The organism is Bartonella sp. AA78NXGY (assembly GCF_042197005.1).
GTDB lineage: Bacteria > Pseudomonadota > Alphaproteobacteria > Rhizobiales > Rhizobiaceae > Bartonella.
Map to the genome: position 1 here is coordinate 1 of NZ_JBHIRI010000009.1, position 8636 is coordinate 8636.

The following is an 8636-nucleotide window of genomic DNA, read 5'->3' on the forward strand; positions in this document are numbered from 1 at the left end:
TATCATTTTTTATTTTTTTTTAAATAAAATAACCCAAACTTTACCAATAAAATATTGAACAAAAAATCCTATTTCAAGACATTATTGGAAACAAGCAATTATAGGCAAAATCTGCCTTCATAAAAATAAAACATGAAAACAGCAAGGAGTTCAAAGAGAGCATGGCGCCTTTAAAGTAAAATATAGCACCCCATTGCAATGCATAAAAATAGGAAGTTGCCTAGGAATGAGTTAATCACAATAACGCTTGTTTTATACTACTTTAATAGAGAAAATTTTCTGCGCAGATACGATTTATAAAGACATTGCTGTATAAAGAGAATCGCATGATCTGTAATTTGTAAAAAGAATCAAATTCCTGTAGAAGCATGCTAAGCTATCTATCTATCTAGCTTTCTTTATTTAATATTGAAAAGTACTTTTATAAATCTATGTGGGATAACGAACAACAAAAAAACGATCCTGGACAAGACCCTGCTCTTGTCGTCAAGCGCTTGCGGCCTGCGCGCCGACAGGTCTCTGCTCGTTGGCTTACGGGAACCATTCTGACAGGAATCACTTCCTGCATTCTTATGGGGATTGCACTTTTTACGGCTCTTGATGAACAACAGCGATTGGTAACACCGCCACAATGGTTTACGCAAGAAAACCTATCAGAATCACAAGACCCTGAGGCCAATGGCTATAAAGGTGATCGTATTTCTCCCACCCATGCAAGGCAAAGCTTTGACAGAAAACGTCAATTTGAATTATCGATTCTACAAAAAAAAGGCGATGAAAAAGTCATTCAAACACAACATTTTGAATGGATTCGTATGGCTTTAGCCGAAAATCGCCCCCAGAAATATAGCTATCCAAAATTTGATTCTTTAAGCATTCTTGCTAGTGATACGAAAAATCAAAATATCGCACCACAAGAAGATTCTGGGCAGATTTATGGAGCAAAGGTTGAAACAAAACTCACCTTACGCAGCTATGATTTTAAGGTAAATCAATTCGATTTTGATGACAGCGACACATTGACAGATGAAGAGGCACAACAAGAAGTACAAAAAGCTGGATTTACTTTAGAAAAGAGCTCCGAACTTCTTTCAGTTCTCACATTGATTGATCCTTTAAAATTAGAAGATGTATCCTCCCCTTCCCAAGGCACAGAATCCCCTGAAGTTCGAATCGTTCAAGAAAATGTAACCGTTTCTCCTCAAAGTCACCGTATCGATCTGACGAAAAACTATGTTGAAGATATTATTCCTATTCGTAAAAAACAAACGATAGCCGATGCTTTCAAAAAAACCAGTTATACAAAAAAGCAAATTGACCAGGTTGTAAAAACGCTAGAAAAAATAAGCCTTTCCGATTCCCTTAAAGAGGGAAGCCTTTTACGCATTGGTATCGTGACACAAGCTGGTGAAGAAGACCATCTCGTACGCGCAAGTATCTATCAAGGAATGCATCATATTCTCACCATTGCCCTGAATGATAAAGGCCAATTCATTGAAAGCACAGAGCCTAAAATGTCTAAAGCACTTAAAACGGCTTTTCAAAATGGTATTCCACATTCTTATATCAATAGCGCACAATTACCAACGGCTTATGATGCACTCTATAGTGCTTTGCTAAGCCATAATATATCACAATCTCTCTCTCATCGTCTTATTCGTCTGCTGGCCACCAATATTGATATGAAAAGTCCGATAACACCCAATGATCAGATCGAAATATTTTATGCTGTACCACAAAGCGATAAAGAAAACAAAAACGGCAAAAAGAATTTGAAAGCAAAGGAAGCATCCAAGAACGCTGATCCAGAAATTCGTTATATTAGTGCAACTTTTGGGAATACAACTTATAAATATTACCGTTATCAATTAAAAGATGGAAGCGTTGATTATTATGATTCTGAAGGGAAAAGTTCAAAGCCTTTCTTGCTGCGCAAACCCACACCAAATGGCATTTTTGGCTCTCCCTTTGGTCCACGCAAACATCCTATTTTAGGCTATGTCCGCATGCATACGGGGGTTGATTGGATTGCTCCTAAAGGATCACCCATTATTGCTGTAGGAGATGGTATTGTCACAAGAGTAGGCGTAACAGGCGGCTATGGAAACCATACGGAAATTCAACATGCCAATGGATATGTCAGCAGTTATTCACACCAAAGTCGTTATGCACCAGACATCAAACCAGGCGTGAAAGTACGACAAGGACAAATTATTGGGTATGTTGGATCAACAGGAATGGCAACCGGTCCCCATTGTCATTTTGAAATCATTGTCAATGGCGTCAAAGTTGATCCCATGCGCATTCGTATACCGGATAGCAAAGCCTTAACCAATCAAGACCTACAAACATTCCTACAAGAAAAAAACAACATTGATGCCTTGATCAACAGCCCAATAGCACCCTCCGAAGAAACTTAAAGCATCTGCATTTTTACGACTCAAAACATCTAAAAAATATGCTTGAGCGCTTACTTTTCTTAAAGAGATTTCCGCATTTTAAATATCTATTAAAGAATACGCCGAAAGATGCCACCACCCAAGGTCGCATCACAATGATTAAAAATAAAACGCCCTCCCCTTTTCTGGTTTACGCACAATAGAAAAGTGAAAAATATGAAACCCCAAAAGGCTAACTCTTCTTGTTTATTTTATCAAAACGATAGCCCGTCCTTATTTGCCATGCAATAAAATCTCAAATCAAAGGTGAGTTTTTCTAAAGAACGAAGATTCTAAAACCCATATCATTCTATAAACAATCCAGCTTTTTATTGAATAGATTCCACTTGTTGAATGTATGCTGTTCATAGCCCTAAAGGACGGTGTTTCATGAACTTTCTGAGCACGTTCTACCTTAAGAATATTCCTTACACACTTTTACAAAAACACCCCATATTTAAAGTTTCACAGCCCTTACAAAAAATAACAAAACTTGAAAAAACTCTCTCTTTGCAAAGCAATAGAGCTTACGAATATAAGTATTATTGGCTCAAAGAAGTTCTTATTCAAAATAAATTTAAAGGCTAACTTAAGCACTTCAAAGCTCTCAGACAAGGAGAACTTTGAAAGCCGATCATCGGAGTCAACAAAGCAAAAAAACAACAAGAGAGAAAATCAAACATTACACCAAAAGATAAAGAAGCAAAGTTGTTTCTCTTGAAGGCAATTGACAATCTGATATGAATGGTGCTGTGTTCGCGCTACTGAAGCCGTATTTTTCCTTCTTCTTGTGAAAAGATGCCCTCCCCATACATTCACGATGAATGAAAGGCAGCTTACCACGAGAAAAGAAAAAATTTACCCTTTTAAAAAATCAGTCAGAGCTTTTTTTTGAACTATTCATGCTAAGTTTTGGCAAAGGAATGACAATCTTTGTGCCTCCTAAAGCAGAAGTTTCAAACAGAGGTTTTTCACCAAATTGCATACAGAGCTGTTCCACGACCACACGACCAAGTCCTGTTTTTTGTTTTAAAGTTTGGCTTTTCATTCCCACGCCATCATCTTCTACAATGAGCATCAATTGTCCATCTTTCTGGGGACCAAAGGAGATATAAATATGACCAGACCGTTGATCAGGAAAGGCATGTTTTAAGGAATTTGTCAGCAGTTCACCAAGGATAATTCCAAGTGTTGTCGCATCTCTTGAAGACAGGCGACAATCTTTAAAGTTGGTGTGAATGGTGATGTTTTCACGCAATTCAAAAGGGACTGCCAATTCGACATCATGCACAACAGAGCTGAGAAACTCTGCCAATAAAGTCGTTTCCATATCATCACTTAAGCGCAAACGACGATGTGCTGTAGAAATTGTCTGAATACGATCACGTGCAGCCCCTAGAACAGCACGCACCTCTTCATTTTTGCTCCGGTTTAACTGGAGCCCCAACAAAGAAGACACCGTCCCAAGAGAATTGCCAATGCGATGGCTTGCATCCTGCAACAATATTTCAACCCGTTGGCGTTCTTTTTCAGCGTGATTACGTGCTCTTTCTAATTCTTGTGTTCGTTCTTTCACGCGGGCTTCCAGAGCGATATTTTCACTATGAAGCAGCAATTGATACAATTTTAAAGAGCGCATATCACGATGAAAACGATTAATAACAAAATAGGCAGAAATAAAGGTACTCACAACGGAAACAATAGCCGCCAATGTCAAAGCCGCCCGCATCAATGCGATACCCTCACGCTGTTTTTGTCGCACCACATCATCCCCATTAATAAAGCTTGTCATCAATTGAGCTAAACGTGCTACAGGAATCTTTGATACTTCCAAAGAGTCCGCATGAGAAGGTTGAGAAGGTTGTTCAGGAATCGCATCAAGAGCACGCATATGGGCATTCATAAAGGCTTTTCGTGCTTCAACCTCTTCTTTAAAAGCCGTAAACCATTTATACCACTGCGGATGCGCATAAACAATAAGTGCGATATAGTCGAGAATATTCCCCAACTCCCGCTCTGCATTTTCAAAACGTATTTTATCTTCCGCCTTGCGCGTTTTTGCATAGCTGCGATCAGCAACAGCCATATCAATCAGGCTAATAAGGACCAAATCAGCCTGTTCGCGCAATTCTGAACTTGTATTCAACTGTGCGACTTCTCGATCAACGGCATTTGAAAGCAACATAATAAAAACCGATGCCAAAAGAGCCATAACAAGAGAAACAACAATCGCACCCCACCGCCAGCGTGATATCGTTGCATCAGAAGAAGGCATTTGAGGCATCAAATTTGTTTTTGTTGTCATAGAATGTCCATTGGCGAACTTGAAAGTCGTCATTTTTCAGCACAAAGGAAGGCAACCTTATGGAACATAAAACCTAAAGCCCGTGAGAAAGTTTTATACAGGCTTTTCTTGTGTTCCTAAGGATACACGCCAAACTTCTGAATTCCCTCAGATACTGACTTTACTGTAATAGCTATAACGGGAATAAAAAAAACAAGGCTATCAATCATAATTATTATGCTTTTTTAGCCGTTAAATGAACACAATGTACTTCCAGCTGAGTAAGAATCAGGACCATAATCAGACTCACCATTGACTTTAAGAAGTTCTTGTAATCGATTACGCGCCCTGCTCACACGGCTTTTAATGGTTCCAACAGCACAACCACAAATAGCCGCAGCATCTTCATAAGAAAATCCCGATGCGCCAATGAGAATAATGGCTTCTCTTTGATCGGCAGAAAGCAAATTTAAGGCTTTTTTGAAATCTTGCAAATCAAGTGATCCATATTGAGCAGGATGAACAGCGACATTTTGAGTAAACACGCCGTCGGTATCTTGAACTTCTCTTCCCTTTTTACGCATTTGACTATAAAATTCATTGCGCAAAATGGTAAAAAGCCAAGCTTTAAGATTAGTTCCCATCTCAAAACTATCTTGCTTAGCCCATGCCTTCATAACAGTATCTTGGACCAAATCTTCGGCTTTATCGTGCTTGCCACTTAAAGAAACAGCAAAAGCTCGTAAAGCCGGCAACACAGAAAGGAGTTCTTGTTTAAAGTTTTTCGCGCACTTTGACATAAAGGATTCAAACCTTTTCCACATTGTTTAAGCCAAATTGCTCTGCGCGCTCCAACTTCTCTAAAAGCTCAAGCAAACACCGTGGCAGTGCTTCTTCTTGAATTTCCATGTAAAATTGACGTAACTTCCGTGCTATTTCGCTATTGACCCCGAGAAGATCATCTCCAACTCTAAATTGTGTAGTGAGATTTTTTTCATCACGGTCGTTCATTTTTCATCCCCCTAATCCATATATTACTGGTAGCACCGCGAAGAATTTTTCGCCTTATGGTTGTAAATATAGCTGCCGGTAAAAAGTTCCATACAAATCAAGGAACTTTTTTATCGGTTGAGAATTTCAACCAACAAAATGCTTGAAAGGTCAAAGGAGTTATAAATTATGTCATTATCAACGCGCATTGCCCCGCATCTTCCCTATCTTCGGCGTTTTGCCCGCTCTGTCACCGGTAGCCAATCCTCTGGCGATGCCTATGTTTCAGCGATGTTGGAAGCACTCATTGCCGACATCTCCATTTTTCCCAAAGCCTCCACTGACCGAATTGGTACCTATTGGCTTTTTTGCCATCTTTTTGACCAAACCACACCGAACATCCCAGAACCCCTGCCCCAATTTGGTCTTGAACAAAAAACCAGTGCCAAATTATCCTATCTCACGCCCCGTGCACGCCAAGCATTTTTGCTCATTGCCGTTGAAGGGTTTCATGAACAAGACGCCAGCGAAATCATGAATCTGGATACGAAAGAATTTCGCAAGCTTCTCAACCAAGCATCCATTGATATTTCTCAACAAATTGCCACTGAAGTCATGATTATTGAAGATGAACCTCTTATTGCACTTGATATTGAGCAAATGGTAGAAAGCCTAGGTCATCATGTTGTAGGAATAGCGCGCACGCGTGATGAAGCTGTCATCATGTATCATAAGAAAAAACCACGGTTGATTTTGGCTGATATTCAATTAGCCGATAACAGTTCAGGGATTGATGCGGTCAACGAGATTTTGAAAAATGACCGTATACCGGTGATTTTCATCACGGCTTTTCCCGAAAGGCTTCTCACTGGCGAGCGTCCAGAACCAACTTTTTTAGTGACCAAACCTTTTAACCCTGATATGGTGAAAGCGCTTATTTCCCAAGCTTTATTTTTTCAAGAGAATGCTTCTAAAGCGGCTTAGAACAGGGTAACATCTTAAAATTATGATCGTTACGCCTCTTTCAAAGCCTCCCATGGATAAATCTCATATGAGTGCGCTCATGCAAGCGATTCGTGGTGCTGATATTTGCGTTCTCTATCAGGCAACAAATCTGGTTTATTTATGGGCTGAAAACTTGCCACACCATTTGCACAATAAATGGCGGGTTGGGTGTCGTGACAGCGACTTTTTTTCGCTTGACCTTGCAGACAATATGGAAACCATCAAACTGCAAGTTTTAGCCAGTGGCAAAATGCAAACTGTTGAAGCACGTTTTGAAGATACAAACAAACAAGAGATTTGGTACAAATTTTCTATTGATTGCCACCGCAATGATAACGAAGACATTATTGGTATTATCACCACCGGTGTCAATATTTCCGGCTTACGCCGCCGTGAACAAGTGCTTAAAATCCTTCTTCGCGAAGTCAGTCACCGTTCTAAAAACCTTCTAGCGATCATTCAAAGTATTGCCAGCCAAACCGCCCGCTATACTGAATCTCTTCAGGTTTTTTTACGAAAATTTCAAGGTCGTCTTCATTCTCTTTCTCATTCTCAAGATCTGATCACTGATTCCGATTGGCGCGGTGCTCAATTTCGCGAATTGGTCCAAACGCAGGCTTTAGGTTATTTTATGAAAGAAACAGAACGTTTTTCACTTGAAGGCGTCGATCCTTATCTTTTTCCCAATGCCGCTTTGCATATCGGTTTGGCTTTTCATGAACTGATTGTCAATTCTCTTTCTTTTGGAGCCCTTTCCCAAGAAAAGGGGAGCATCTGTGTACGCTGTGAAATTGAAACAAAACTGAATGGCAAAACGCAACTTATCATCACTTGGCATGAAAATTTTGAATCCGGCATCCCTCCCACAAACAATAAAAAAGCCTGTTTTGGTAGTGCCGTTCTCGAAAAAATCGTTCCCATTTCCGTGAATGGTTCAGCTTCCCTCAAATTGACACAAGAAGGAATTGTCTATTGCCTCTCTGTTCCTGATACTTATTTTGATATTTTTTCTTAAAAGAGCATTTTAAACAATGAACAAGAGAATTTTCCCCTTTTTTAGCAAAATGTCTCATCTGTTTATTAAGCACAAAGATATTTTCCAACCTCTTTAAACCAACCTCTATAGTCCCCCAATAGTTCCGCAAAACCTTAACGATGAGAACTGAAAGCCACATAAAATCCATTCCCGCTGTCGATCAACTTCCATCCCTCATATAACCGGCATATTTTAAAACAGAAACCAAAACGATAAAGAGCAAACCGTTTCAGCTTTTATATGCCAAATAAAAGCGAGCCTATTACCCATCTCTTTTTGTGTAATTTTCGCAATGCGTATATAATTTTATTTTGGCAGAATATGAAATTTCAAGGAGTAAAGCTAATATCCATCATCACTCTTCAGCTTTACGGGCTTAAAGCCTCCACGACAAAGACAATTAATTGATGTAAATTACACATTTTATGCTTTTATTTATCGCATTCTTTAATGGAGATATTCTCTTCAGTTACAATAGGGCATCCTAAAACAGGATACACTTGTGTTCCTCATTCACGCACTTTTTTAATATTTCCCAGCGCATCCACGCTCATTTCAAAACAGTATGTGTAAATAAGATATAATAGCCCCCGTAAAGTGAACCATCAAAACCGCCCCTTGTTACGCCACGTCCTTCTTTACCTTCATGCCCCTTTTCACTTCATAAAAGTAGTAGCTGAACATCATCATACCATTTGTCTCTCATGTTACAACAGCCATTGACCTTTGAGAGCGTCCATAAGAGGCATTTCAGTCTTTTTTCAAATATTACTCACCGACATAGAGCCCCCACACACACCCTTTTATGACGTGCAAGCCAATGACTTTGATTAATTCACTATAGAACCCGCATCTCAAAGGGGAAAACCCATCTCAGAGGGGA

6 protein-coding genes are annotated in these 8636 nt (G+C 39.5%); 3 read left to right on the forward strand and 3 right to left on the reverse strand.

The annotated features are described in order from the left end of the window. Positions 1–431 precede the first annotated feature (431 nt). Positions 432–2420: a M23 family metallopeptidase gene (locus ACFINL_RS06155; protein WP_375638495.1), complete on the forward strand. Its 1989-nt coding sequence runs from the start codon at positions 432–434 to the stop codon at positions 2418–2420. 892 nt (positions 2421–3312) lie between these two features. Here the strand turns inward: ACFINL_RS06155 and ACFINL_RS06160 are convergent. From ACFINL_RS06160 to ACFINL_RS06170, 3 genes are all read right to left on the reverse strand, one after another. Then, positions 3313–4743 (reverse strand): sensor histidine kinase, encoded by a 1431-nt coding sequence (locus ACFINL_RS06160; RefSeq protein WP_375611692.1) that lies wholly within the window; start codon positions 4741–4743, stop codon positions 3313–3315. Between the two features lie 224 nt (positions 4744–4967). Continuing rightward, positions 4968–5522 carry an RNA polymerase sigma factor gene (locus ACFINL_RS06165; RefSeq protein ID WP_375611691.1) on the reverse strand — a complete coding sequence of 185 codons (555 nt, stop codon included), beginning with the start codon at positions 5520–5522 and terminating at the stop codon, positions 4968–4970. Positions 5523–5529: 7 nt separating this feature from the next. After that, complete coding sequence (locus tag ACFINL_RS06170; RefSeq protein WP_375610684.1) at positions 5530–5733, reverse strand: NepR family anti-sigma factor; 204 nt, start codon at positions 5731–5733, stop codon at positions 5530–5532. A gap of 168 nt (positions 5734–5901) precedes the next feature. On the opposite strand from ACFINL_RS06170, the gene ACFINL_RS06175 reads away from it, so the two are divergent. Then, positions 5902–6696, forward strand: a complete 795-nt coding sequence (locus ACFINL_RS06175) for a response regulator (RefSeq protein WP_375607013.1) — start codon at positions 5902–5904, stop codon at positions 6694–6696. A 22-nt stretch (positions 6697–6718) separates the two neighbouring features. Next, on the forward strand, positions 6719–7732 hold the full coding sequence (locus ACFINL_RS06180; RefSeq protein WP_375611690.1) for a sensor histidine kinase: 1014 nt from the start codon (positions 6719–6721) through the stop codon (positions 7730–7732). Positions 7733–8636: the final 904 nt, after the last annotated feature.